The organism is Nocardia sp. NPDC050718, assembly GCF_040654235.1.
Lineage (GTDB): Bacteria > Actinomycetota > Actinomycetes > Mycobacteriales > Mycobacteriaceae > Nocardia.
In genome coordinates this window covers 1,164,539-1,189,747 of record NZ_JBFAHQ010000001.1, presented here as the reverse complement: position 1 = coordinate 1,189,747, position 25,209 = coordinate 1,164,539, and the positions used below count along the sequence as shown (strand labels likewise).

The 25,209-nt window shown below is 69.7% G+C and carries 24 protein-coding genes and 1 tRNA gene; 9 read left to right on the top strand and 16 right to left on the bottom strand.

Going from position 1 to position 25,209, the window contains the following annotated elements:
• Positions 1-16 precede the first annotated feature (16 nt).
• Together AB0H54_RS05475 and AB0H54_RS05470 are read left to right on the top strand one after the other, a co-directional pair.
• Positions 17-1,525 (top strand): amino acid permease, encoded by a 1,509-nt coding sequence (locus tag AB0H54_RS05475; RefSeq protein WP_357342935.1) that lies wholly within the window; start codon positions 17-19, stop codon positions 1,523-1,525.
• Positions 1,526-1,640: 115 nt separating this feature from the next.
• Positions 1,641-1,714, top strand: a tRNA-Leu gene (locus tag AB0H54_RS05470).
• Here the strand turns inward: AB0H54_RS05470 and AB0H54_RS05465 are convergent.
• The gene (locus AB0H54_RS05465) at positions 1,689-1,976 is read right to left on the bottom strand and encodes a tyrosine-type recombinase/integrase (protein WP_357342933.1); all 288 of its coding nucleotides are present in this window, start codon (positions 1,974-1,976) and stop codon (positions 1,689-1,691) included. The two genes, AB0H54_RS05470 and AB0H54_RS05465, sit on opposite strands and share 26 nt — an antisense overlap.
• 363 nt (positions 1,977-2,339) lie before the next feature.
• On the opposite strand from AB0H54_RS05465, the gene AB0H54_RS05460 reads away from it, so the two are divergent.
• Positions 2,340-2,855, top strand: coding sequence for a hypothetical protein (locus tag AB0H54_RS05460; protein WP_357342931.1), 516 nt, complete (start codon positions 2,340-2,342; stop codon positions 2,853-2,855).
• A 302-nt stretch (positions 2,856-3,157) separates the two neighbouring features.
• Here the strand turns inward: AB0H54_RS05460 and AB0H54_RS05455 are convergent, their stop codons facing one another.
• Positions 3,158-3,574: a hypothetical protein gene (locus AB0H54_RS05455; protein ID WP_357342929.1), complete on the bottom strand. Its 417-nt coding sequence runs from the start codon at positions 3,572-3,574 to the stop codon at positions 3,158-3,160.
• Positions 3,575-3,846: 272 nt separating this feature from the next.
• Positions 3,847-4,050 carry a hypothetical protein gene (locus AB0H54_RS05450; protein WP_357342927.1) on the bottom strand — a complete coding sequence of 68 codons (204 nt, stop codon included), beginning with the start codon at positions 4,048-4,050 and terminating at the stop codon, positions 3,847-3,849.
• A gap of 92 nt (positions 4,051-4,142) precedes the next feature.
• On the opposite strand from AB0H54_RS05450, the gene AB0H54_RS05445 reads away from it, so the two are divergent.
• Together AB0H54_RS05445 and AB0H54_RS05440 are read left to right on the top strand one after the other, a co-directional pair.
• On the top strand, positions 4,143-4,586 hold the full coding sequence (locus AB0H54_RS05445; protein ID WP_357342925.1) for a hypothetical protein: 444 nt from the start codon (positions 4,143-4,145) through the stop codon (positions 4,584-4,586).
• A gap of 124 nt (positions 4,587-4,710) precedes the next feature.
• The gene (locus AB0H54_RS05440; protein WP_357342923.1) at positions 4,711-5,952 is read left to right on the top strand and encodes a hypothetical protein; all 1,242 of its coding nucleotides are present in this window, start codon (positions 4,711-4,713) and stop codon (positions 5,950-5,952) included.
• A gap of 89 nt (positions 5,953-6,041) precedes the next feature.
• On the opposite strand, the gene AB0H54_RS05435 is transcribed toward AB0H54_RS05440, so the two are convergent.
• Both AB0H54_RS05435 and AB0H54_RS05430 read right to left on the bottom strand, forming a co-directional pair.
• On the bottom strand, positions 6,042-6,491 hold the full coding sequence (locus AB0H54_RS05435) for a cupin domain-containing protein (protein ID WP_357342921.1): 450 nt from the start codon (positions 6,489-6,491) through the stop codon (positions 6,042-6,044).
• Positions 6,492-6,563: 72 nt separating this feature from the next.
• A complete protein-coding gene (locus tag AB0H54_RS05430; RefSeq protein WP_355273268.1) occupies positions 6,564-7,790 on the bottom strand; it encodes an acyl-CoA dehydrogenase family protein in 1,227 nt (408 codons plus the stop codon).
• A gap of 114 nt (positions 7,791-7,904) precedes the next feature.
• Here AB0H54_RS05430 and AB0H54_RS05425 point away from each other — a divergent pair, with 114 nt between their 5' ends.
• Positions 7,905-8,483 carry a carboxymuconolactone decarboxylase family protein gene (locus AB0H54_RS05425; protein ID WP_357342919.1) on the top strand — a complete coding sequence of 193 codons (579 nt, stop codon included), beginning with the start codon at positions 7,905-7,907 and terminating at the stop codon, positions 8,481-8,483.
• Position 8,484: 1 nt separating this feature from the next.
• On the opposite strand, the gene AB0H54_RS05420 is transcribed toward AB0H54_RS05425, so the two are convergent.
• Positions 8,485-9,069 (bottom strand): helix-turn-helix domain-containing protein, encoded by a 585-nt coding sequence (locus tag AB0H54_RS05420; protein ID WP_357342917.1) that lies wholly within the window; start codon positions 9,067-9,069, stop codon positions 8,485-8,487.
• A complete protein-coding gene (locus AB0H54_RS05415; protein WP_357342915.1) occupies positions 9,066-10,307 on the bottom strand; it encodes a cytochrome P450 in 1,242 nt (413 codons plus the stop codon). Before AB0H54_RS05415 ends, AB0H54_RS05420 begins: the two co-directional genes overlap by 4 nt.
• A gap of 74 nt (positions 10,308-10,381) precedes the next feature.
• Here AB0H54_RS05415 and AB0H54_RS05410 point away from each other — a divergent pair, with 74 nt between their 5' ends.
• Positions 10,382-11,401 (top strand): hypothetical protein, encoded by a 1,020-nt coding sequence (locus AB0H54_RS05410; protein ID WP_357342913.1) that lies wholly within the window; start codon positions 10,382-10,384, stop codon positions 11,399-11,401.
• Positions 11,402-11,624: 223 nt separating this feature from the next.
• Here the strand turns inward: AB0H54_RS05410 and AB0H54_RS05405 are convergent, their stop codons facing one another.
• A complete protein-coding gene (locus AB0H54_RS05405; RefSeq protein ID WP_357342911.1) occupies positions 11,625-13,223 on the bottom strand; it encodes an MFS transporter in 1,599 nt (532 codons plus the stop codon).
• 173 nt (positions 13,224-13,396) lie between these two features.
• Between AB0H54_RS05405 and AB0H54_RS05400 the strand changes: the two genes are divergently transcribed.
• The gene (locus tag AB0H54_RS05400; protein ID WP_357342909.1) at positions 13,397-14,641 is read left to right on the top strand and encodes a TfoX/Sxy family DNA transformation protein; all 1,245 of its coding nucleotides are present in this window, start codon (positions 13,397-13,399) and stop codon (positions 14,639-14,641) included.
• 127 nt (positions 14,642-14,768) lie between these two features.
• Positions 14,769-15,419 (top strand): hypothetical protein, encoded by a 651-nt coding sequence (locus AB0H54_RS05395; protein WP_355273281.1) that lies wholly within the window; start codon positions 14,769-14,771, stop codon positions 15,417-15,419.
• Positions 15,420-15,479: 60 nt separating this feature from the next.
• On the opposite strand, the gene AB0H54_RS05390 is transcribed toward AB0H54_RS05395, so the two are convergent.
• The 8 genes from AB0H54_RS05390 to AB0H54_RS05355 form a co-directional block, all read right to left on the bottom strand.
• Positions 15,480-16,430, bottom strand: a complete 951-nt coding sequence (locus tag AB0H54_RS05390) for a Ppx/GppA phosphatase family protein (RefSeq protein WP_357342907.1) — start codon at positions 16,428-16,430, stop codon at positions 15,480-15,482.
• A gap of 67 nt (positions 16,431-16,497) precedes the next feature.
• Positions 16,498-17,019, bottom strand: coding sequence for a DUF501 domain-containing protein (locus AB0H54_RS05385; RefSeq protein ID WP_355273287.1), 522 nt, complete (start codon positions 17,017-17,019; stop codon positions 16,498-16,500).
• On the bottom strand, positions 17,016-17,609 hold the full coding sequence (locus AB0H54_RS05380; RefSeq protein ID WP_355273290.1) for a septum formation initiator family protein: 594 nt from the start codon (positions 17,607-17,609) through the stop codon (positions 17,016-17,018). The genes AB0H54_RS05385 and AB0H54_RS05380 overlap by 4 nt, the downstream gene beginning before the upstream one ends.
• A 49-nt stretch (positions 17,610-17,658) precedes the next feature.
• On the bottom strand, positions 17,659-18,945 hold the full coding sequence (gene eno, locus AB0H54_RS05375) for a phosphopyruvate hydratase (protein WP_355273293.1): 1,287 nt from the start codon (positions 18,943-18,945) through the stop codon (positions 17,659-17,661).
• Positions 18,946-19,059: 114 nt separating this feature from the next.
• A complete protein-coding gene (locus tag AB0H54_RS05370) occupies positions 19,060-19,785 on the bottom strand; it encodes a lytic murein transglycosylase (protein WP_355274605.1) in 726 nt (241 codons plus the stop codon).
• Between the two features lie 95 nt (positions 19,786-19,880).
• Positions 19,881-22,595, bottom strand: a complete 2,715-nt coding sequence (locus tag AB0H54_RS05365) for an ATP-binding cassette domain-containing protein (RefSeq protein ID WP_357342904.1) — start codon at positions 22,593-22,595, stop codon at positions 19,881-19,883.
• Positions 22,592-23,530 (bottom strand): ABC transporter permease, encoded by a 939-nt coding sequence (locus tag AB0H54_RS05360; RefSeq protein WP_357342902.1) that lies wholly within the window; start codon positions 23,528-23,530, stop codon positions 22,592-22,594. Before AB0H54_RS05360 ends, AB0H54_RS05365 begins: the two co-directional genes overlap by 4 nt.
• Positions 23,527-25,038, bottom strand: a complete 1,512-nt coding sequence (locus AB0H54_RS05355) for an ABC transporter substrate-binding protein (protein ID WP_357342900.1) — start codon at positions 25,036-25,038, stop codon at positions 23,527-23,529. Before AB0H54_RS05355 ends, AB0H54_RS05360 begins: the two co-directional genes overlap by 4 nt.
• Positions 25,039-25,209: the final 171 nt, after the last annotated feature.

Here is a 25,209-nt window from a genome sequence, read left to right as displayed (position 1 = left end):
ACAGAAGGAGAAGACCGTGCCGACACCGGACGCCACGCCAGCGGCAGGCCGTTCCACAGGCCGAGGCAGCGGATTGTTCCGCACCAAATCCGTAGAGCAATCCATCCTCGACACCGATGAGCCCGATTCCAAACTCCGCAAAGACCTGACGGCCTGGGATCTGACGATCTTCGGTGTCGCCGTGGTGGTCGGCGCGGGCATCTTCACGCTGACCGCCCGCACCGCGGGCAATGTGGCCGGGCCGTCGGTCTCGCTGGCGTTCGTGTTCGCCGCCATCGCGTGCGGTCTCACCGCGTTCTGCTACGCCGAATTCGCCTCGACCGTGCCGGTGGCGGGCAGCGCGTACACCTACTCGTACGCGACCTTCGGTGAACTGGTGGCCTGGATCATCGGCTGGGACCTCATTCTCGAATTCGCGCTCGCCGCGTCGGTGGTCGCGAAGGGCTGGTCGCAGTACCTCGGCACCGTCTTCGGCTTCGAGACCGCCACCGTGCAGCTCGGCTCGGTCACCTTCGACTGGGGCGCGGTCACGCTGATCGCGGTGCTCGGTGTGCTGCTTGCCATCGGCACCAAGGTGTCCTCGCGGGTGTCGGCGATCGCGGTCGCGATCAAGCTCGCCGTCATCGCGCTGGTGCTGGTCCTCGGCATCACCTACTTCAAGGCATCCAACCTGAGCCCCTACATCCCGCCGTCGCAGCCCGAGGAGGACGGCGCCAGCGGCCTGCACCAGTCGCTGTTCTCGTTCCTCACCGGCGCGGGCAACAGCAACTTCGGCTGGTACGGCCTGCTCGCCGCGGCCAGCCTGGTGTTCTTCGCGTTCATCGGTTTCGACGTCGTCGCCACCGCCGCCGAGGAGACCAAGAACCCGCAGAAGGCGGTGCCGCGCGGCATTCTCGGCTCGCTGCTCATCGTGACCGTGCTCTACGTCGCGGTGTCGCTGGTGCTCACCGGCATGGTGCCCTACACCGATCTGGCGGGCGAGAACGCCACGCTGGCCACCGCGTTCGCCATCCACGGCGTGGACTGGGCCAAGAACGTCATCTCCATCGGCGCGCTGGCCGGTCTGACCACCGTCGTGATGGTGCTGTTCCTCGGGCAGACCCGCGTGCTGTTCGCGATGGCGCGCGACGGGCTGCTGCCGCGCTGGCTGGCTCACACCGGTTCGCGCGGCACGCCGGTTCGGCTGACCGTCATCGTCGGCATCGTCTGCTGCGTGCTGGCCGGCTTCGTCGACTTCGGCACGCTCGAGGAAATGGTGAACATCGGCACCCTGTTCGCCTTCGTGCTGGTCTCGGTCGGCGTGATCGTCCTGCGCCGCACCCGCCCCGACCTGCCGCGTGGTTTCCGCGTCCCGTTCGTCCCGCTGATCCCCATCCTGGCCGTGCTCTCCTGCCTGTGGCTGATGGTCAACCTCTCGGTGGAGACCTGGCTGCGCTTCATCGTCTGGATGATCCTCGGCTTCGCCGTCTACTTCGCCTACGGCCGCCGCCACTCCGTCCTCGGTAATCGCCCGCCGACCGGCTGACCAGCCCCATCGGCGATAAGGTCGGTTCGGCGCTGTCACCGGCGACACGCCGGGCCGACCTTGTATACCGACACGATTCCGGTACACCCGTACGAGTCGCTAGGCTGTCCCGGACGCCCCTATAGCCCAATTGGCAGAGGCAGCGGACTTAAAATCCGCCAAGTCAGGGTTCGAGTCCCTGTGGGGGCACTTCATTCGCGCAGGTAGACGGCCTGACATCCTGTGATTTCTGATCAACTCGCCTGTTCGGTCCGCAGTAAGTCCGCAGCAGCTCGCGCCCTGAGATCGAGAGCAGCCGCCACGGGTCGAGGTCTTCGTCGAACAGATGGCCATACAGATCGAGCGTCAAGGTTGCCGTCTTGTGCCCCAGCATCCGCTGCACGACCTTTATGTTGGCCCCGGCACTGATCGCCAGCGAGGCCGCCGTATGGCGCAAGCTGTGCGGAACCACCCCGGGCACCTCGCCGCTTCGATCGCCGCATCCAACGCCCACCGGAACTCACCGAGAGGGAGCACCGCACCCTTGTGCGACGGGAACACGTAGTCGGCCTGGCACTCAGCCAGTCCACCGCTGTTGTTGCGTGCTCCCGGCAGATAGCAGCGATGGTCACCAGGGTTCCTCTCCGCCTGGTGCAGCCCGTCTCCGTGTCGACGGAATCTGCCGGTGGCATACCAGTCGACCCAGGCCAGAAACTCCGCAGGGCGAATTGCTGAACGGAATCCACCGGCACTGTGCCACTCGACCGCTGTGGTCCACCGGTTGAGTGGTGACATCACGGCTCTGCCTGCGCACATCGCGCGATAACGTCTGCCAGTGAAGACATTTGGAGATGTCCTCGAAATCATCGGCACCGTCACTACGGCCGTCGGGCTCTTCATTGCCTGGGAGAAGGCAACCGGGCGAGTGAACAGCCTTCGGGACCGGGCGCGAACTCGTCTTGCTCAGATCCTGCAGAAGGTCGGCATTGGTGAGGAGCCGCCAGTTCCCGCCATAGACGTAACCTTCTCCGGCGAAGGTCACCTGTCTGTCCGAACAGTCGCCCAACTTCGCGTCGATCCGCACGCGCCCATGAGTGAGCAGATTGAAAGTGTTGCCGGGGAGACTCGAATACTCCGGGACATGATCGAAGACCTGCGCGAGCACATCGTCGAGGTAGAGGCCGCTCCCCGCCTTGAGATGGCGGAGGTGCACTCAGCCCTCAATCAGGCGGCAATCGAGCTCAAATCCGAACTCAACATCAGCTCAGCCAAGGACTTCCAGGTTGCAATCGGGGGTGTGGTCGTGACCCTGACAGGAATGGTCTGCGGACTCGTCTCCGGGCTCTTCTGACGGCCGGGTGCAGTCGTTGCGCAAGGTGAGCGGTACCGCGGCCGGTGGCCGCGCGACCCTGTGTGGGTTCGCCTGCATTGTGATCCCGCGCCCCTCACACCCCAAGGGCGCTTCGCGTCAGCTGCGCTGATGGACGAGTCCACTCTTGACCTTTGAGCCTCTGCGCGTGAAAGGCAGGCCTTGTCGGGCAGCCGGGGAGCCAGCCCACCTCATGCGCACCCCAACCAGCACAGGGCCAATCGCGGTCCAGACACGACAAAAGCTGCGGGGTCGCACTCCCGCAGCTTCTGTCGCACCGGTCGTTAGAAGTAGATCATGCCGACACCATCCCCGTACTCGGGTGATGCATCCTTCCATGCAGCTTCATCGCACTCGCCGTCAGCGATCAGATCGAGAGTCTCGATGTGCCCATCGGCGTCGATGAGTCGACTCAGCGCCTCATTTTGGACGTAGAAATTGCCCTGAACAGCGCCGCAGCTTCCGCAGTGTGACGCCAATTCGCCTTCGCTGCCATCTCGGTGGTGTTTCCGAACGAGCAGCGCAGCCACCTCGGTCTTGCCGTCCTGTAACAGGATCTCGCGCGCCAGAGTCTGGGCAGGATCTCCCAGTGGAATCTCGTTGTCGCCGTATCGGTATGGCCCGACGACACACTGAACTGACTCACTGCACTTCCAGCATCCCCAGCTGAAGCCGACTACCCCGACCCTCACAGCGTCCATACCCCGCGCCCCTCCCGGCTGTGTGACCACCACTCCAGGATGCTCTGCAAAGGGTCATGCGTTCGAGGTCGGAAAGTCCGCAAATTGTCCGCAGTAGGTTCGAATGCGACCAACCGCGCCAACCTACAAACCCATGTTTTCGCAGGTCAGACCAGAATGCCCTCATTCACCAACGTTGCCGTGACCTGCAACGATGCAACTCGCCAAACTTAAGATCCGCCAAGTCAGGGTTCGAGTCCCAGTGGGGCACTCAGCACGGCTGGGTCGAGGGGTCACTGCGGGATGACGATGGGGCAGGACATGGCGCCGACGGCGCAGGCGAAGGCCTCGATGAGGTCCTGGGCGGAGCCGGTGCCGAGTGAGCTGCTGCCCGTGGTGGGGGTTTCCGCGGCGGCTGGGGCTGCCGCGAGGAGGAGTCCGGTGGTGAGGGCGAGGGCCGCGACACCGACGCGCGGTAGCCGAGTCAGGAGAATCATGACCGAATCGTAGAGTCGGGCCTGCGATTTCGATTGCCCCGAATGTCGGGGTCAGGGGCCTGTTCGGGCTGAATGCCTCGTTAGAATCGCCTATGACATCGACGCACCCCTTCTTCCAGCTGGGAGCCGACAGTCGACGACTCGTTCATCTCTCGCTGTGCGACGATGCCCTGCTGACCTGGAACGATTATGTCAGGGGAAAGCCTGCCGCGCTTCGCTATCGCGACTCGGTGGTCGGGATGTGGCACGACGTCGATGTCGAGCTGCCAGCCCATGCCCTGCGCGCGGCGCGAGCCGGCGTGGATCACGCGGATGTCGACAGCCGGTATCTCGAGCCCCTCGCCGCGCTCCAGGACGACGATCTGGCCTTTCCCGATTCGATCGAGCTCGGCTACTACGCGATCTACAACTGTTTCCGGAAGTACGTCCGCGGTGACGACATCGCGGATTGGCTGATTGTCAACCAGGCTTTGTCGATTCATCCCCAGGGCGAAGTCGCGCGGCGCCTGACGCGCGCGGTCGACGGGACGCGCTGATCGGCGTCCCCGCGGGGTTCTCCGGCCGTGGGGTGGTCTATGTTGGGTCGCGAGCCGACCGCGGTGACGTGGACGTGCGGATTCTTCGACAGTTCGACAGTTCGAGCGCAGCGGAGGGATCGTCATGCATTCGGTTGTTGCCTTGTTCGTCCGGCTGGGGTGTGTGGTCGCCCTGATCTCGGGAGTGGTCGGGTTCGCCGCGCCCGCCTCGGCGGGGCCGCCGGACTCGGCGCTGTGCGCGTGGCGGTTCATGTCGAACGACACCGTGCTGAATGTGGCGTTCCCCGACGCGAACTCGACGTACTGGCTGATGCCGTACGTGCTGGGGCCGGGTGACTCGATCGAGTTGTCGGGGACCTATCCGGCCGCGCGGTATTTCTCGCTGAACACCTACGGGACCGATCTGAACACCGTGGACACGTTGCGCGACAACCAGATCGCCCCCGACCCGGGCAGCGGCAACCCGTATGTCGACGCCTCCGCCGCCGCGCTGCCGACGGACCAGCAGCGGTGGCACGCCAGGTTGGTCAACGGCCCGGCCAACCACAGCCGCAACGAGATCCAGGCGGTCGCGAGCGGGCAGAGCACGCCGATCGGGTTCGTCATCGTCCGGGTCTACGTGCCGACCGATCCGGCCTCGCTCAGCGGTGGTGTTCCCCTGCCGGACGTGAAGCTGACCCTCGCGGGCAATCAGGTTCCGGCCCAGCCGTGCGAGCAGCCGTTCAACCCGGCGACCTACACCGGTCCCGTCGCCGACGCCGCGAAGGCGGTCTTCGATCAGGGCATCGCCGCGGCCGCCTCTGGCGCGTTCCCCGGCAATGCCCCGGAGGCCACCTTCGGCAATCCGGCCAGCACCGCCGGGCTCTTCCCGAACGGTGACAACAAGTACGTCGGGACCCGCATCAGCTACCAGCCGGGCCGCCTGGTGGTGGTGCGAGCGAAGGCCCCGACCTTCCCGGACACCAGGGCCGGGCAGTCACCGACCGAGCCGACCCAGGTGCGGTACTGGTCGATGTGCCAGAACGACCTGCGCACCCCGTACCCCGTCGTCGCCTGCGCGTCCGACTTCCAGACCGCGCTCGACGCCGACGGCTACTACACCTATGTGCTCGCCGCGCCCGCGGACCTGCCCGCGAATCTCCCGTCGACCGTGACAACGATTCCCTGGGGCAGCACCGACGTGGACAAGGTGCTGTTCCTGCGGAACATGACCCCGAGCGCGGCGTTCTACCCGAACTCGGTCCAGGCGTCGCAGGATGCGGGAACCGACCCGGCCGTCACGATGGGCCCGTACTACCCGCGGGCCGCCTATTGCAGCACCGAGACGTTCGCCGCGGGCGGCGCCGGGGCATGCCTCGGCGCCTGACCAGACCAGCCGCCGATCGGACGGTGCCGAAGCGCGGCTCGGCATTGGAGACCGCCGAAAAGCCACCGCGAGGGTCGACGGCCCGCCGACTACGGACAGTCCGGGTCGGCGGCGTCGACGAAGAGCGGTTCGTTCGCGCGGTTGAGGTAGGCGACGTACAGCTCGGCGGGCACGGTGCCGAGATTGCGGCCGACGTGGACGTGATCAGGGCCGACCGTCTCGGACAGGCCCTGACCGGCGAAATATGTCACCGGCAGGCAGTCCGCCGCCTCGTACCGGGTGACCTCGCCCGCGGTGACGAACGCGAGGACGTTGCCGTCGTGATAGTGCCAGCCGAGGGTGCCGCCGGGCGCGAGCGTGATCCGGCGGAAGGTGAACTTGCTCGGTAGCGAGGCGAACGGGCTGAAGGCGCTCACGTCGACCTGCGCGAGCGGTTCGACCGTGACGCCGGAGGACGGCGTCGCCGCGGCCGCCGGCGCGAGGGTGACCGCCGCGGTGACCACCGCGGCGCCGACGAGGACAACCCGGCGGATTCGCATCTCCGCAGTATACGAGCCCGCTACCTGCGCGAACAGCGAAAACCCGCCATCCGCGCGGTAGCGCGCCCTGCGCTATCCGGCGATCAGACCCTTCGCGATGTGGGTGACCTGGATTTCGTTGCTGCCCGCGTAGATCATCAGGGACTTGGCGTCGCGGGCGAGCTGCTCGACCTTGTACTCGGCCATGTAGCCGTTGCCACCGAAGAGCTGGACGGCCTCCATCGCCACCTCGGTGGCGGCACGGGAGGAGTAGAGCTTCATCGCGGAGGCTTCGGCGAGGGTCACCTTGTCGCCCGCGGCGGTGCGCTCGATGGCGTTGAAGACCATGTTCTGCACATTGATCCGCGCGATCTCCATCTCGGCCAGCTTGAGCTGGATGAGCTGGAACTGCGCGATCTCCTTGCCCCACAGCTTGCGGGACTTGGCGTAATCGATGCACAGGCGGTGACATTCGTTGATGATGCCCAGCGCCAGCGAGGCGATGCCGATGCGCTCGGCCGCGAAAGACTCCTTGGCACTGTCCTTTCCGTCGCCCTTGGCCGGGTTCTCGGTCTCGCCGAGCAGGCGGTCGGGGGTGATGCGGACGTTCTCGAAGAACAGCTCGCCGGTGGGCGAGGAATTCATGCCCATCTTCTTGAACGGCGGGCTCTGCACGAAACCGGGCATGTCCTTGTCCAGCACGAACGCGAGCACCTTGCGGTCGCGGCGGTCGGTGCCGTCCTCTTCGTCCAGCTTGGCGTAGACGACGGTGACGTCGGCGTACGGGCCGTTGGTGATGAAGGTCTTGCGGCCGTTGAGGATGTAGTCCGCGCCGTCGCGGCGGACGTAGGACTTCATCCCGCCGAAGGCGTCGGAGCCCGAGTCCGGCTCGGTGATGGCCCAGGCGCCGACCTTGGCCATGGTGACCAGCTCGGGCAGCCAGCGCTTCTTCTGGGCGAGGGTGCCGCGGCTGCGGATGGTGCCGGCGGTGAGGCCGAGGCTCACGCCCATCGACGCCACCAGGCCAAGGCTGACCCCGGCCAGCTCGCTGTTGAGGATGACGCCCATGCTGCCCGCGCCACTGAACCCGCCGCCCGACTTGCCCGATCCGGTGGTGCCCGCCTCCTCGCGGGCGAGGGCCTTGTCCAGCCCTTCGCGCGCCATCTCGTCCAGACCGAAGGTGGCGTAGAGCTTGCGGATGATGTCGAACGGCGGCAGCGCCCCGCTCTCCAGCTGGTCGACGTGCGGGGTGATCTCCTTGGCGATGAACCCGCGCACAGCGTCGCGGAACATCAGGTCTTCGTCGGACCACTGGTACATATCTGGACTCCCGAGGGATCGCCGGAACTTTCCTCGAATATAGAACACGTTCTAGTTGGGGCGGCGGAGTAGGTTCGGAGGTAGGCGAATCGTCGACACGAAGGGGTGGTTTCGATGCGAGTGCTCGAGCGGATCAGGGGATACGCCACGGTGATCGGGCAGGCGCGGCGCAATCGCGGCGATCTGGTCGGGTGGCTGGGCCGACGCCCCCAGATCGGGGCGGCGACCATGGCCTACGAGACGGCGCTGCTGTTCAGCAACAAGCTCGATCCCCGGCTCAAGGAACTCGCCGAGCTCAAGACGGCGGGGCTGGTGGCCTGCCAGTTCTGTCTCGACATCGGCTCGGCGCTGGCGCACACCTCCGGACTGACCAGGGCCCAGATCACCGAGCTGCCCCGCTACCGGACCAGCGACGCCTACACCGAGCTGGAGAAGCTGGTGATCGAGTTCGCCGAGGCGATGACCTCGACCCCGGCGGTCGACCTCGACGAGCTGCGCGCGACCCTGCTCACCCACCTGTCCAAGACCCAGCTGACCGAGCTGGCCGCGGCCATCGCGTGGGAGAACCAGCGGGCGCGGCTCAACCAGGGCCTCGGCGTGCAGCCGACCGGCATGGCCGACGGGATGGCGTGCGCGATGCCGGAACCGCGCGTCGCCCACCTCGACCGGAAGACCGCCGAACCGGGGCGCTGACTCAGCGGTCGGCCCAGGTGGGGGCGGCGCGCGTGACGATCGGGGCGACGTACTCCCGCAGCATCGCGCGTTCGTCTGCCTCGTCACGGCCCGGCGTGGCCAGGAACGAGACGATGACGCGGGTCAGCCAGCGGGCCAGCCTGCTGCGTTCGGGATCGCCGAGGTCGATGTCGGCGAAGATGGTCGCCGCCAGTGACTCGATGACGTCGGAGTCCCGGCTGATGCGACCGGCGGTGCCGGAATCGCCGGGGCGGAACCAGGCGATCAGCAGCGGGTCGGCGCGGACCGCGGCGATCGCGGCGAGCATCGCGGCGATGATCCGCTCCCCCGGGTCGGCGATGTCGCGCACCTGATCGGTGAGCCCGGCGACGATGCGCCGGGTCTCGCGGTGCACGAAGGCGATCCGGACGGCCTGCCGATTGTCGAAGTAGCGGTACAGCGTGGCCCGGGAGCACCCGGCCGCCGCGGCGATATCGCGCATGCCGACCGCGGCCACCCCGCGCTCGGCGAACAGTTCGGCGGCCGCGTCGAGAATCCGCTCGGCGGCCAGATCCGCGCGGTCGGTGGCCAGCCAGTCGCCGCTCACGCCGCACCCGTCGCGTGGAAAGGCACCGACAGCGGCCAGCGGACGTAGTTGCCGTGGGCCCACCGCACGGCGTCGAGGTCCACGGTGAAATCGGGGCAGCGGGCCAGCAGTTCCTCGAGCGCGACGCGTGCCTGCATGCGGGCCGCGGCCGCGCCCAGGCAGTGGTGGTGCCCGTGACTGAACGTGAGGATGCGCTTCGGATTGCGGCGGATGTCGAGTTCGGCTGCCGTTGCTCCGAATTCGCGCTCGTCCCGGTTGGCCGAGCCGTAGAGCAGCAGCACGCGCCGCCCGGCGGGGATGGTGGTGTCGTGGAGTTCGACATCGCGGGTGGCGGTGCGGGCCAGCCCCTGCACCGGGGAGGTCATGCGGAGGAATTCCTCGATGGCGTCCGGGATGAGCGACGGGTCGTCGGCGAGCTGTCGGCGCTGGTCGGGGTAGGCGGTGAGGAGCTGGACCGCGCCGCCCAGATTGCCGGTGGTGGTGTCGTTGCCGCCCGTGATCATGGTGAACGCGAAGCCGAGGATCGCGATCAGGCCGTCGTTGTCGCCGTCGGCGCCGAGACCGGAGGCCAGCAGGTGCGAGATGGTGTCGTCGCCCGGTTCGACCCGGCGACGGGCGATCAGCTCGGAGAAGTAGCCGACCAGCTCACCGACGGCGGTGAAGGCGTGCTCATCCCCCGCGGCCAGCCCGGCGCCGGCGACCGCACCGCCGACGATGTTCTCGGTCCACTCGTCGAACTTGCCGTGATCGCGTTCCGGCACACCGAGATAGTGCGCGACGACCATCGTGGGCAGGGGCTTGAACAGCTCCTGCACGATGTCACCCTCGCCCGCAGCGCGCAGCCGCTCGATCCGCTCGACGACGAAGCGGCGGACCGCGGGCTCCACCGAATTCACCTGGCGCGGAGTGAATCCCGGAGCCACCCGGCGCCGGAAATCGGTGTGCTCGGGCGGGTCCATGAAGACGAACGGCTTGACGGCGCCGAAGCCCGCCGCCGCCAGGTCGACGTAGTCGACGGTCAATCCCGCCGCGGAGGAGAAGGTCTCGGGATCCCTGGCCGCGGCCCAGACATCGGCGTGGCGGGACAGCACGTAGAAGTCGTCGGCTTCCCGCCCGTCGGGGATCACCCGGTGGACCGGGTCCTGGTCACGCAGCGCGGAGTACATGGACCAGGGGTCGCGCCAGGTTTCCCCGGAGCGCAGCTCGAACCCGACCACATGAGACGTCGTTGAACTCATGCCTCCACGGTAAGACAAACACTCACATATGTCTAACACTAGTTTCTGTCGGTGGCGGCGGGGAATATCTGGGCATGGGTTCCGGGGAGGATTTCGGCAGTTGGGGGGCGGCGCTCATCTGGGCGGTGCTCGCGGCGACGATCGGCGTGCCGATCTGGCTGTGGACCGGCCAGGAGCTGTGGCTGGCGCTGCTGCTCCTGCCCGGCATCGGGTTCACCGGTGCGGGCCGGGCGGCGGTGTGGCTGGCGCTGGCAGCGCTGCCGCGGCGCGGAATACTGCTCGCCGGTTGGTCTTTCGTGGCGGTGGCGGTGGCGGACGTGGTCGCGGTGGCGGTGTGGAAGCTGTCGCCGTCGGGGTGGACGTGGCCGGTCGCGGTGGTGTCGGCGCTGGTGGTCGCGGCGGTGATGTATCTCGCGGTCGCCGCCGAGGTGGTCGGCGGGTGGACGCTCACCCACGGTGCCGCCCTGCATCTCGTGGACAGCGGAATCGCCTGGGACAAGGCGCATCCGCAACCGGATCGCTACAGCTCGCTGCTCTCGGCCGGGCGCACGGCGGAGGTGATCGGGCTGCGGCCGCCGCCGTTCGCGATCGGCACCCACGTCCTCGCCGACAAGCTCGGCGAGTTCCACAGCCGGATCGCGCGCAGGCACTGGGTCGTCGACGATACGGCCGCGGCGCTGCGGCACGCGGCGGAGTCGACGGCGGTGCGCCGCGAGATGGTCGCGATGCCGCTCGGCCGCGCCAAGACGACCAGCTTCGCGCAGTCGCTCTACGAGGAGGCGTTCTATCTCGACGAACTCGGCCGGACGCGGGAGGCCGTCGCCCTGCGGGCCGAGGAGATCGAACTGCGCCGCTGGATCGTCGGTCGATTCGACCGGAAGTTCCCGGCGCTGGTGTCGAAAGCGACTCGGCCGCAGGCGAAAACGACAACGAAATGCCTGGTGATCGAGGTCGAGAAGCTCGGGCGGAGCATGAAGGACACGCTCGCCCTCGCGCTGCGCGCCCAGGCGGACGGCCTGTCCGAACTGGACCGCGCCGACGAGGCGACCGCGCTGCGTGCCGAGGCCGACACCATCGCGCCACTGCCCGGCTAGCCGCTCGGTGGTCCAACCAACCCGGCTCGCCGCGCCCCGACCCGGCAGCGAGCCACCGGTGCCGGGACGACGGCCGCGTTCACGCCGCGCAGATCAAGGCGGCGAAGGGACCGACGAGCGGCACCCAACCGACCGTGGAACTACAGAACGCCATGGCACCGGGAGATCCGCCGAGGGCGACCTCCTGGATGGGCACCGGCATGGGCACCGACGCGGTAGGAGGTCAGAACGGCCCTGGTGTGGTGCTCGGGGTGGGTGGTGCGTCGGGTTCGCGCACCATGCGGAACGAATTGAGCAGGCCGAGGAGTCCGGCCAGGATCGGCACCAGCAGCGCCGCCTGGAGCGCGAGCGGCCGCGCGTCGGTGTTGATCCGGATGATCTCCTCGCTGATCGCCGGGGGCTGACCGGCGAGCAGCGCCTCGAGTTCGGTGTTGCTCATGACCTGCGCGTCGTCCTCGAGTACCTGGGCGACGTGCGCCTGCTCGGCGGGCGGGAGCACCTCGCTCGACTCCGCCATCGCGGTGAAGGTGAGCGACAGTGTGGCCAGCATGATCGCGCCGGCGAAGGCCAGGCCGAACGAGAGCCCGAACGACCCGGCGGCGGAGTTGGTGCCCGAGGCTTCGCTGACCCGCTCCTCCGAGATCGGCGCGAGCGTGTAGTTGTTCAGCTGCGAGACGAGCAGACCCAGGCCCGCGCCCGCCACGACGAGCGGCGCCAGCAGCGCCCACCCGAACTCCGCGCGCGGCACCAGCGGAACGAGCACCGCGATACCGACGGTGACCAGGACGAACCCCCACCGGATGATCGGCGCCGAGCGCCGCGCCCCCGCCCGCCGACCCGCGATCAGCGCGACGGCGAACATGCTCAGCGAGAGCGGCGCCAGCGACAGGCCCGCCTGCATCGCGTTGTACTCGAGCACCATCTGCAGGTAGATCGGCAGCGCGATCATCGTGCCGCCCAGCGCGATCTGCTGGAGCATCTGCCCGGTGACCCCGAGCCGGAACGCCTTGGACCGGAACAGGTCCGGATCCATCAGCGCGGGTTCGCCCCGCCGCTTCCGGCGGATCAGCCAGTACGCCAGCCCGATCAGCGCGGCCGCACCGGCCACCAGCAAGGCCGCGACGGCCTCGCCGCCCTCCTGCCACACCAGGATCCCCAGCACGATGCCGCCCATGCCGAGGACCGACAGCGCGGCACCGACCACATCCACGCCGCGCGACCCCGTGTAGGGCACGTCGCGAACCAGCCCGATCCCGGACAGGACGGCGACGATGATCACGACTTCGAGCGCGAACCCGACGCGCCACGACAGGTAGGTCGTGACGAAGCCGCCGAGCAGCGGTCCCACCGCGGCGGCGATCGCGGCCGCCGCGCCGACGAGCGCGTACACCTTCTTCTGCGCCGCCCCGTGGAAGTTGCCGTGCACCAGCGACTGCATGGCGGGCAGCAGCAGGGACGCGCCGATGCCACCGACCACGGCCCACAGCACGATCACCGCGGTGAGGCTCTGCGCGAACGTCATCGCGGTCGCGCCGGTCGCGTAGCCGAGCAGGCCGAGCACGTAGGCACGGCGACGGCCGATCAGGTCCCCTACCTTGCTGCCGATCAGGATGAAGGCCGCCGACACCAGCGCCTCGAGCGCGATCGCGGATTGCACGCCGCTGACGGTGGTGTCGAGGTCACGCACCACCGCCGAGATCGACACGTTCATCAGCGAGGTGTCGACGACGAGGACGAACATGGCCATCGCCAGCAGAATCGCCAGCAGCCGCCTGCTGCCCGACAGCTGATCAGCACCCCCGGAAACCGCCCCGTCGACCATGGCAGTCCCACCACCTCACGCGTCGTGAACCGGCGGCAACCCGGTTCGGCCAACCCAGTGCTCACCCCGACAGTAAGCTCCCGGCGATCCGGAAAGCCGCAACCAGCCACGAACCGTTACGACAGGCCCACCTCGGTGCGATCAGCCCCACCCGAGCCGAGGTCGCCGAAGGTTTGCTCTCGGGGCTTGATCGTCGACCACGGCACGGCGGTAACGGCGCTGCCACGCGGAAAAGCCGTTGCTCGCACGCGGGGCGATATGGCCTCCTTGGGGAGATGAAAAGACAACGGCCGGGGAACACCCGGGAGATCGGCAACGGGTTGAAACTGCACCGGCATTCGGTGCGGGGAGTGCGTGGTGTACGGACGGTGATCGTGCCGCGGCCGGGGACGCGCGCCCGGTTCAGCACGAATCGGTTCCACGAGACGTGGCATGTGCTGTCGGATGACCACGGCGCGAAGCTGCTGGCCAGGCTGCTGTGGGGGCTGTCGTATCAGTCGCGGCCGGGGACCGTGATCCTCCTCGACCGGGAGTTCCTGGTGCCGACGCCATTCGACGCCGACCCCGCCGATCCCATCGTGCTGGTGCCGGGCTGGCACACCCGATTCGACGATCAGGCCGCGGCGGCACTGAAGCGGCAGACGCGGGAAGGCGATCCAACGGGGACCGTCCGCTGGCAGACGTTCGGCCTGGACCGGACGCTGGAGCCCCGCGCCGCGGACGCGTGGTCGGCCGGGCACCGCCATCGCCGGGTCGGCGGGGACATCACCCGCCGCCGCGGGATGCTGGTGCTCACCCCACGCACCCCCGACGACTGCCGGGTCTGGGCGCTCGACGCCGCACGACTCGATTCCGCCGGATTCGGCACCGACCACGTGTATCTGGACGAATGGCGGCACGGTCACGACGGCGAGATCCAGATCTTCCGCGCATTTCGCCCGATGGTCGGCGTCGCCCGGCAGGCGCGCACCCGCGTTCTCGCCCGCGCCGACCAGCCGGCTTCCCCGGACGCCTTGCGCGCCGAGGTCTGGAGCGAAGCCGAAACCGTCGGGGGTGACGCCCATTTGCGTATTCGCGAATATCGCGGGCGCGGCGCCGAACTCGGGCACGCGGCGGCGGCGATGCTCGCGCACGCGGACGTGCGTTCGCTCGACGAACTCGCCGAACTCGGCGCGGTGGAAACCTATCGGCGGCTGCGCGCGGCGCAAGTGCCCGGCCTGAATCCGGAAATGCTCTGGGCGATGGAGGGCGCGCTCACTTTTCGCGACCGGCGGTTCATCGGGCCGGAGCGGCGCCGGGAATTGGTCGCCGCCCTCGGTCCGGCACCCGTCCCCACGCGGGTGTCCCCGCCGCGTTACCGCGCGCCGGTCCGGCCGGGCCCGGGCGCAACACTCCGCGCCACGCCCGGGCGGAATTAGCCCGGCCGGGAATTCCATCCAAGACGGCGGGGCAATCCGAATCATCTGTGTTCATCGACCACGATATTTCGGATTCACCCGGGGGGCCGATTTCTTCGGGCGAATTCGGAGAGGGAGTTTCTCCGATATGTTCCAGAACTCGAGTTCCGGCCTCGGCCGGCGGCTGCTCGCCGCCGCCCTGCCGGTCGCCGTGGCCGTCACCTGCGCCGGGGTGGCCTCGGCCGATGTCGATGCCGATCAGCAGGCCAGGTTCGTCCAGGGGCTGGCCTCGCACGGCCAGGCCGAGGGCATCGCCTACCGCACCGACGTCACACCGGATCTGCGGACCGTGTCGGCGACCGTCGACGACGGACGATTCGTCCTCGGCCAGGACGGCATGCTGACGGTCGAATCGGCGACCGGCAGCCCGATCGCGCAGGTGCCCACCACCTTCGGCACCGTCGGCGGCAACACCATCACCGTGGCCACCGAGATCTCCGCCGACGGGCGCACGCTGCGGGCGACCCCGCAGGTCTCGCAGGCCGCGGCCACCGAACTGAAGACCATCGCCACCAACCCGACCGCGCAGAATTCCGATCCGGTGCACAATGCCGCCGCGATCGGCGCCGGCGTCGGCCTGATCGCCGCCGCGGTGGTGTGCGTGCCGATGATCACGACCATGATCCTGTACCTGCCGTGCGTCGGGCTGGTCGGCCTGCCCAACGCCCTGGTCGGCGCGCTCATCGGCGCGGCTGTCGGTGCCGTGGCGCCGGAGGTCATTCCCCAGGTGCTGCCCTGATCCGACGGTCCACGTCGCCGCGCATCGGAAGCCTTCCGGTGCGCGGCGATGTCGTGTCGATCAGGCGATGACGGACATCGCGATGCCGTCGAGGATGTCGTGCTCGCTGACGATCAGCTCGGAAACGCCGGCGCGCCTGGCCAATTCGTCGGCCAGCACCTCGGTGATGACGGCGCCGCCGCCGATGACGTCGACCCGGCCGGGGTGCATGGGGCCAAGCGCCGCGCGCTCGTCGTGGTTCATCGCGATCAGGCGGTCGCACACCTGGTGGACCTCGGCCAGGCTCAGCCGGGTCAGGTGGACCCGGGTCGAGTCGTATTCGGGCAGGTCCAGCGCGACGGCGGTGATGGTGGTCATGGTGCCCGCGACACCGACCCAGGTGTGCACCCGGTCCACCGGAACCTTCGCGAACGCCTCGTCGAGCTTGGTCTGCGCGAATTCCCGCGCCGCCTCGACCTGTTCGGGCGTCGGCGGGTTGCCGGGCAGACAGCGTTCGGTGACCCGCACGCAGCCGATGTCGGCGGAGTAGGCCGCCTGCACGCCGTCGCCGTCGCCGACGACCAGTTCGGTGGAACCACCACCCAGGTCGACCACCACGAACGGCCCGGCGTCGGCGGACAGTTCGCCGACAGCGCCGGCGAAGGACAGCCGCGCTTCCTCGTCGCCGGTGATCACCTCGGCGACCGCGCCCGGCACGACCCGGCCCAGCTCGGCGCGGGTCATGTCGAAGAAGTCGTCGCGGTTGGCGGCATCGCGGGTGGCGGAGGTGGCGACCATGCGCACCCGGGAAACGCCCTGGGCCAGCATCACATCGACGTAGTCCGCCAGCGCGACGCGCGTGCGCTCGATCGCCTCGGGCGCGAGCCTGCCGGTCGCGTCGACCCCCTGGCCGAGCCGCACGATGCGCATCTCCCGGTGCACATCGGTGAGGCCGCCGTCGGCGCCGACCTCGGAGATCAGCAGACGAATCGAGTTGGTACCGCAGTCCACCGCGGCGATGCGCTCGGTCATGATGTTCCTCCTGGTCGGCCCGATCGCCCGGCGCCGGTGCGAATCCGGCGCCACGCGCTGTCCGCGATTATGCCGATTCTTCGGGCGTGCGTGCGGCGGGCCAGTCGGCGGGGATGGCGGTGCCGCGCAGGCCGGCGTCGGCGGCCAGGGCGACGGCCTCGTCGCCGAAGGGGTTCAGGCCGGGGCCCTTGGCCAGCGAGTGCGCGATCAGCACGTGCAGGCACTTCACCCGGTCGGGCATGCCGCCGCCGGTGAAATCGGTGCCGAGCGATTCGATCTCGTCGCGTTCGGCCAGGTAGCTCTCGTGCGCGGCGCGGTAGGCCGCGGCCAGCTCGGGGTCGGCGGCGAGACGTTCGGTCATCTCGCGCATCACCCCGGCGGATTCCTGCCTGCTCGCCTCGGCGGTCAGCCGGGGGTCGGTCAGGTAGTACAGGGTGGGGAACGGGGTGCCGTCGGGCAGCCGCGGCGCGGTCTTCACCACGGCGGGCAGGCCGTCGGGGGTGCGGTAGGCGACGGCGAGGACACCGCGCGGCTCGCGGCCCAGCTGCTGGGCGATGATCTCGAGGTCGCGCTCGTTCGGTGCGGTCACCTTGGTCCTTCCGGGGCCGGTTCGGAGATGCTGCGCCACAGGTCGGTGTACCAGGGGTCGGGCGCCGCTGTTCGGGTGCTCATCGGCGGCGGCGCCGGTGCTTCGATGCCGGGGATCTGCACGATGTAGGGGGTTTCGCCGGGCATCACCAGGCGCAACCGGTCGCGGGCCTCGGAGCGGATGTAGGCCGGGTCCTGCTGCTGGGCCCGGCGATCCCGCAGGGCCGCCAGGTCGGCGTCGAGTTCCGCGCGCTGCTGGGCCAGCGCGGCCGCCTCGGCCCGCTGACTGAAGTAGGTGCGGGTCGGGACGGCCAGGGTCAGCGCCAGGCCGCACAGCACGGCCGCGAGGATCACCGCCTTGCCGGTCGAGAGACCGAGGATGGTGTGCTCACTGCGTTCGAGCCTGCCGCTGGTCTTGCGCTTGCCCGTGGTCGCGCCGGTGGCGGACTCGGGACGGCGCCGGGTGGTGCGTTTGGCCGCGGCGGGGCGGCCGGGGGCGTCGAGATGACTGGGGCGGGAGCGCGCGGCCCGCGACGTGCGGCGGTCGCCTCGTCCACCCGGACTGGTTCCACGCGCACGTCGCTCGGTCATTCGCTACCGCCCCGTCATCTCACTGCCTGTCTTGCGGTACTGCTACTGCTCAGAAAACGCCGGTGAAGCGCGGGAAGGCCACGTCACCCGCGTAGCGCGCCGAGTCGCCGAGGGCGTCCTCGATGCGCAGCAGCTGGTTGTACTTGGCGACCCGCTCGGAACGGGCGGGGGCGCCGGTCTTGATCTGGCCCGAGCCCACCGCGACCGCGAGGTCGGCGATGGTGGTGTCCTCGGTCTCGCCGGAACGGTGCGACATCATGGTCTTGTAGCCGTTGCGGTGCGCCAGCTCGACGGCGTCGAGGGTCTCGGTCAGGGTGCCGATCTGGTTGACCTTCACCAGCAGCGCGTTGGCCGCGCCCTTGGCGATGCCCTCTTCGAGGCGCTCGGGGTTGGTGACGAACAGGTCGTCGCCGACCAGCTGCACCTTGTCGCCGATGGCGTCGGTCAGCGCGACCCAGCCGTCCCAGTCGTCCTCCGACAGCGGGTCCTCGATGGAGACCAGCGGGTAGCGGGTGAGCAGGTCGGCGTAGAACTCGCCCATCTCGGCGGCCGTGCGGACCTGGCCCTCGAACTTGTAGCCCTCGCCCGCGGTGTAGAACTCGGTGGCGGCCACGTCGAGCGCGAGCGCGACATCGGTGCCGAGCTTGTAGCCCGCGCGCTCGATGGCGACGCTGATCAGGTCGAGCGCCTCCACGGTGCCCGCGACGTCGGGGGCGAAGCCACCCTCGTCGCCGAGGCCGGTGGACAGGCCCTTCTCCTTGAGCACGGCCTTGAGCGAGTGGTACACCTCGGTGCCCCAGCGCAGCGCCTCACGGAAGGTGGGCGCGCCGATCGGGGCGACCATGAACTCCTGGACATCGACGCCGGTGTCGGCGTGCGCGCCACCGTTGAGGATGTTCATCATCGGCACGGGCAGCACGTGGGCGTTCGGGCCGCCCAGGTAGCGGAACAGCTCCAGGCCCGAGGACTCGGCCGCACCGCGCGCGACGGCGAGCGAGACGCCGAGCAGGGCGTTCGCGCCGAGGCGGGACTTGTCGGGGGTGCCGTCCAGATCCAGCAGGACCTGGTCGACGGTGCGCTGCTCGACGGCGTCGAGGCCGATGATGGCGGGGGCGATCTCGTCGAGGACACCCTCGACGGCCTTGGTGACGCCCTTGCCGTTGTAGCGGTCGCCGCCGTCACGCAGCTCGACGGCCTCGTGCTCACCGGTGGACGCGCCGGACGGGACATCCGCCCTGGTCAGGGTGCCGTCGTCGAGGGCGATCTCGACCTCGACAGTGGGATTGCCGCGCGAATCCAGAATCTCGCGCGCTCCGACCTGTTCGATGATGGCCACGAAAACGACTCCTTACGACTGAAGGCACGGTAGGTCTCACGGGATGGGCCGTGCGGTGCCGAGCCTATCGTCTCGGCGTGACGTGGAGTAACCGGCACTCCGGCCGGTCGGTAACTACACCCGGCGGCCGATGCTGTAGGTGGCGGCGCGGTCGCGCACGACCCGCATGTACTTGTTCGACTGGTTGTAGGCGAACAGGGCGCGCTGCCAGCCGTCGGCCGAGGTCAGGTCGCCGCCGCGGACGCACAGGTACCGCGCGGCGGTGAGGGCCGCGTCGTCGATGTTCTGCGGGTCGACGACCCCGTCGCCGTTGGCGTCGACACCCCAGCGCCGCCAGGTCTCGGGGATGAATTGCAGCGGCCCGACCGCCCGGTCGTAGGTGGTGTCGCCGTCGAGGGTGCCGCCGTCGGTGTCGCGGATGTCGGCATTGCCCTTGGTGCCGTCCAGGGCGACCCCGATGATCGCCGGGCGCACCGTCCCGTCGGCGTCGACGCCCGCGCCGCGATGGGTGCCGTGCCCGCTCTCCACGCTGGCGATCCCGGCCAGGGTGGTCCAGGCGATCCCGCATTCGGGCTTGGACCTGGCCAGCACCGCCGCCGCGTACCCGTATGCCTCCAGCGCGACCGGTTCGATCCCGACCGCCCCCGACTGCTCGTCGGCCCACGCGCGCAACTGCTCGGACGCGCGCCCCGGCGCGTCGACATCGATCGCGGGCAGCGCGGCACCCGGACCGGGCGGCATGTCACCGGGGATCGACGCGAGCGAACTACACCCCGCGAGCAGCGCGGTCACCGCCACGGCGGCGAGCACGCCGACTTTCTGCACAGACACCCCATCCATCATCCAGGTCGGTCGCATCCCTGGCACCTCTCACAGCGACTTCTCAGAGTGAAGTGGGACCGATCGCCGCGCCCTCACCATAGGAACGCGCCTGGTCAGCCCAGCAGTGCGGCGGTGGCCTGGTGGGTCGGATCAGCGAAAACAGCGGCTGGGGTGCCGGATTCGACCACCCGGCCGTGGTCGAGCACGACCAGCTCGGCGCAGTGCGTCGTGACCAGCGCCATATCGTGGCTGATCAGCACGACCGCCGTGCCGCGCGCGGCGCGCAGGTCGTCGAGCAGGGTCATGATCGCGGCGGCGGTGGAGCTGTCCAGGGCCGTGGTGATCTCGTCGCAGATCAGTACGGCGGGGTCGGCGGCGAGGGCGCGGGCCAGAGCCACGCGCTGGCGTTGACCGCCGGAGAGTTCGTGCGGATGTCGCGCGGCCAGATCGGTGGGGAGTTCGACGGCGGTGAGCAGGGATTCGACCCGGGCGCGCAGCTCCGCCCTCGGCACGCGGGCGATGCGGCGCAGTGGGCGCGCGAGGGTCTGTTCGACGGTGCGGCGGGGATTCAGTGCGGCGAGCGGGTTCTGGGTGACCAGTTGAATACCCCTGGCCCCCGCCCTGATCCGACGTCGACGGTCGACAGTGATTCGCGCACCGGCCAATTCGAGCGAACCCGACCCGACGTGCAGGCCAGCGATCACCCGGGCGAGCGTCGTCTTGCCCGCTCCCGACGGACCGACAACGGCCAGCGCTTCGCCCGCGCGCACGGTGAAGTCGACGTCGGCGAGGATCTCGTGCCCGTCGGCGACCGCGCCGATCCCCTCGACGCGCAGGATCGGCGGGTCGGCCGCGTCGGCCGGGAGTGCCGTCGTTCGTTCGGCGCCACCGCTCCCCAGGCCCTGGTCGTCATCCGGTTGCCCGGTCGCCTCCGTCTGATGCGCTGCCGCGCGCTTGACCGGCGCTGCCCCCTTGCCCCGCACCACCTGCACACCGCCGGACCTCGCCGCTCCCGCATGTACCGGCTCCCGTTCTGCCGCGCCCCCGTCGTCGACCGTGTCTTCCTCGAGTAGGTCCGGCGTCGATTCGCGGTTCACGCCCGCGACAACGGTCACCGGTGCGGGCGCGCGCCCGGCCGAACGACCTACCTGATCGGACGGCTGGTCGTGGTGATCGAACGGTGTGCCGGTGTCGCCCACCGGTGCCCGGCCCGGCGGAGACACCTCGATCACGGTGTCGGCGATGGCGTGCACGGTGGCGGTGTCGTGGCCGGAGAGCAGGACGGCGGTGGATTCGCGGGCGGCGACTTCGGCGATGAGGCGGGCGATGTCGGTGCGGAGCGCGCCGTGCAGGCCGGCCAGGGGTTCGTCGAGGAGGAGGACCTGGGGTTTGCGGAGGAGTGCGCGGGCGAGGGCGACGCGGCGTTGCTGGCCGCCGGAGAGGCGGGCGCAGCGGCGGCGCAGGTGCGTGGCGTCGAGACCGACGCGTTCGAGGACGGCGTAGCGCTCGGCGTCGGTGGCCGTGGGCGCGGCCTCGGCGAGGAGGGCGCGCACGCGCAGGAGCGGGTTGAGTTCGGAGCCGGGATCCTGGCCGACGTAGGCGACCCGAGACCGCCGAAACTTCCGCAGCGCACCGGAATCCAACGCGAACACGTCGTGCCCGGCGACCAGCACAGCCCCTTCCTGCCTGGTACCGGCGGGAAGATGACCGAGCAGCGCACGCATCGCGGTCGACTTGCCCGCACCCGACGGCCCGGTCAGCGCGGTCACGGTCCCGGCCTTCAGCCGGAAGGACAACGGCGACACCAACAACGCGCCGCTGTCGGCGACCACAGTCAGTCCTTCGACCACTGCGGCGTCGCCGGCATCGACCACCGAGATCCCGCAGTCCTCGCGCCACCGGCCCGTCGGCCGATCCCGACCCCCGGCCGGGGTACGACTCACCACAGTGCCGGTCGGCGGATCCGCGGGCCTGGCGACACCGGTCGCCGTGTCGGCGGGCCGCGGGGCAGTGACGGATTCAGCGGCCTGGCGATCGGGTTTCCTGGCCACCCCACCGGTGACGACGAGGTTGACGCCGACCGCGACGACCGCGATGGCCGCACTGGGCGCGAGCACCGCCCAGGGGTTCAGCAACAGACCGGAGGCGTTGTCGCGCACCATGTTCGCCCAGTTGTCGTCGTCGAGGGCGGGGAGGCCGAGGAAGGAGACGGTACTGACGAGATAGATCGCGACGACGAAACGCAGGCCCAGCTGGGTGGTGAAGACCGCGCGCAGGTTCGGCAGGATCTCGCGGAAGACCAGGTGCGGCAGGGATTCGCCACCGGCGATCGCGGCCTCGACGTAGCCGGTGGCCGCGATGGTGGCCGCCGAGGCGGCGAAGATCCGGGCGCAATAGGGAACGGCGAAGAGCAGCGAGACCACGATCAGCGCGCCGACGCCGCCCTGCGGCCAGGCGGTGAGGACGAGCAGGATGCCGAGCACGGCGGGTAGCAGGATCAGCAGATCACTGCCCAGCTCGATCACCGCACCCGCACGCGGGCGGACCGCCGCGATCGCACCGAGCACCGCCGACGACACCGTGACCACCACCGCGATCACCGCCGAGACGACCAGCAGCTGGGTGCCGCCGGTCAGCAGATGGCTCAGCACATCCCGCCCGAGCCGATCGGTCCCGAGCACCGCTCCCCCACCCGGCGTGGCGAACGGCATCCCCACCGCTCGCTCCGCCGGGTAGGGCGCGAGCAGTGGCCCCACCACCGCGACGAGCACCACCAGCCCCACCCCGGCCGCCACCGACCACTGCCACCACCGGGACCCGCGGATCATCGCGTGCCTCCCGAGGCCCAGGTGCGGACGAAGTCGGCGACCGCGAGCAGCACCATGATGACGATGGCCGTCAACGCGACGACCGCGGCGACGGTGGCGGTGTCGCGGTCGGCGACCGAACCCGCCAGGACCGCACCGACGCCGGGGTAGTTGAACAGCGTCTCCACGACCAATGCGCCACCGAAGAGCATGCCGACGGAGGTGGCGTAGCCGGCGACGATGGCGGGGGCCGCGAAGGGCAGCATGTGCCGCAGCAGCACGGTGCGGGACGGAAGTCCTTCCAGCACAGCGTTCTCCACGTGCGGCGCGGTGGCGACGTCCTCGAGGGCGGAGCGCACGACGCGGGCGTTCCAGCCGATCTGCGGTATCGCCAACGCCAGCACCGGCAGGATCAGCATCTCCGGCCCGGCCGGGAACCCCGAGCGATCGGTGATGGTGACGGCGGGCAGCCAGCCGGTGGCCAGCGAGAACACCAGGATCAGCAGTGTGCCGCAGACGAATTCGGGCACCGCGACCGCGATCGTGCTGGCCGGTTGCAGCAGACGCGCGCCGAACGCTCGCGGGCGCATCGCCCACCAGCAGCCCAGCGCCAGCGACACCGTGACGGTGAGCGCCAGCGCGATCCCGCCGAGCACCAGGGTCTGCGGGAACTTGTCCGCCAGCAGGTCCCCGACCGAGTTGCCGCGCGCGGTCTGCCCGAAGTCCCCGGTCAGCACGCCGGAGAGCCAGTGCCAGAACTGCACAGGGAGCGCGCGATCCAGGCCGAGTTCGTGTTCCTTCGCGGCCAGTTCGCCCTGCCCGGCGTCGCGGCCGAGCGCCGAGGAGGCCGCGCTGCCGGGCAACAGGTCCACCGCGACGAACACGATGGCCAGCAGTGCCACGAGCAGCGCGATCCGCCGGAGCAGCGGCAGGGCGAAGGTCCGCACGGCGCTCACGCCAGCCAGGCGCGTTCCAGCTGCACGCGGGCGAAGCCGCCGAGCGTCGGCAGGCCACGCACCGGCGCGGCGGCGATGTCGACGCCGTCGGCCATGCCCCACACCAGATAGCCGCCGCGCTCGAACTCGATGCGCTGGATATCGCGGCAGGACTTCGTGTAGTCGTCACCGGAGGACGCCAGCGCCTTGGCGGTGGCGGCATCGAATTCCGGGTCGCGGAAGGCGGTTTCGTTGCGGTTGGTCGCCGAGGTCATCAGCTTGTCGGCGAAGAACAGCACCGAGTCGTTGGTGCCCCACGACACCGTGTAGAGCGGGGCGGTGAGCCAGGTCGTGTCGTAGAAGGCGGCGGGTTCGACCACCTGCACGTCGAGCCGGACGCCGATGTCGGCGAGCTGAGCGGCGATCACCTTCGCCGACTCGACCTCACCCGGCACCTCGGCCTTGGTGACGAAGGGATAGCTGCGCCCGGTGTCGAAATTCGCCTCCCGCAGCAGGGTCCTGGCCCGCTCGACGTCACGATCGCGCCGCGCGAGCGCGGTGTCGTAGAGCGGGTCGGCGGTGCCGAGGATATCGGCGGCGACGGTGCCATAGCCGGAGTGCACCTGGTTGACCAGCGCGGTCCGGTCGACGCCGAGCCGCAGCGCGGTGCGCACCCGCGCGTCGGCGAACGGCCCGTCGGCGGCGCGCATGGCCACGCCGAGCATGGTGTCGTTCGCGCGCCGGACCACCTGCAGGTCACCGCGGCTCGCGGCGGTGCGGCCCGCGATCGCGCCGACATTGGAGGCGAGGTCGATCTGCCCGGCCAGCGCGGCGTTGCCGAGCGCGGTGACGCTGTCGAACATGGTCACCTCGATCGCGTCGAGCAGCGGCGGGGTGCCGTGCCACTGCTCGTTGCGGACCAGCCTGGCATTGCCGCCCTGGTAGGACTCGAGCCGGAACGGGCCGGTGCCGATCGCGGCGGCGAAGTCGGTGGTGCCCTGCGGCACGGTGAAGGTCATCAGCCGGAGCAGCAGCGGCAGCTGGGTATTGGGCGCGGCGAGGGTGAACACGACGCGGTTCGGCCCGTCGGCGACGATGTCGTTCTCGGCGACCGGCATCTTCGACGCCCCGCCGACCGAGCGCAGCCGCCGCATCGACCACACCACGTCGTCGGCGGTGACCGGCGCGCCGTTGTGGAACTTCGCGCCCTCGGCGATGGTGAACGTCCAGCGACGGTTGTCGGCGGAGGGTTCCCAGCGCGCGGCAAGGCGGGGCGCGACGGTCGGGTCGGCGCCGGGGACGGTCAGCGCGTCGTAGACGAGCGAGGCGATCAGGAAGTCGCTGTCGTTGCTGAGGTTGGCGTGCGGATCGCGTTCGATGCGGGCGGCCGTGCCGAGCGCGCCGACGCGCAGCGTGCCGCCCGGCTTTGCGGGGCCGTCGGCCTCGTCGTCGCTCGTGCACGCGGCCACCACCAGTAGTGCGGTGACGCCGAGCCCGGATTGCAGGAGCTGCCTGCGCGTGAAACCCATGGTGTTCCTCCCTCGAACCGCGTGCGCCGCACCACTTTTCCTGGCGCCGCAAACTAGGCGAGGCTAGCCTAAAACAGTCGTCGGCTGGGGAGCTTCCCGGCGACCGTCACCGAACCGCAGCACGTCATCCGGACCCCGGATGACGCCCGCTTCGACCGCTCCGGTAGAACT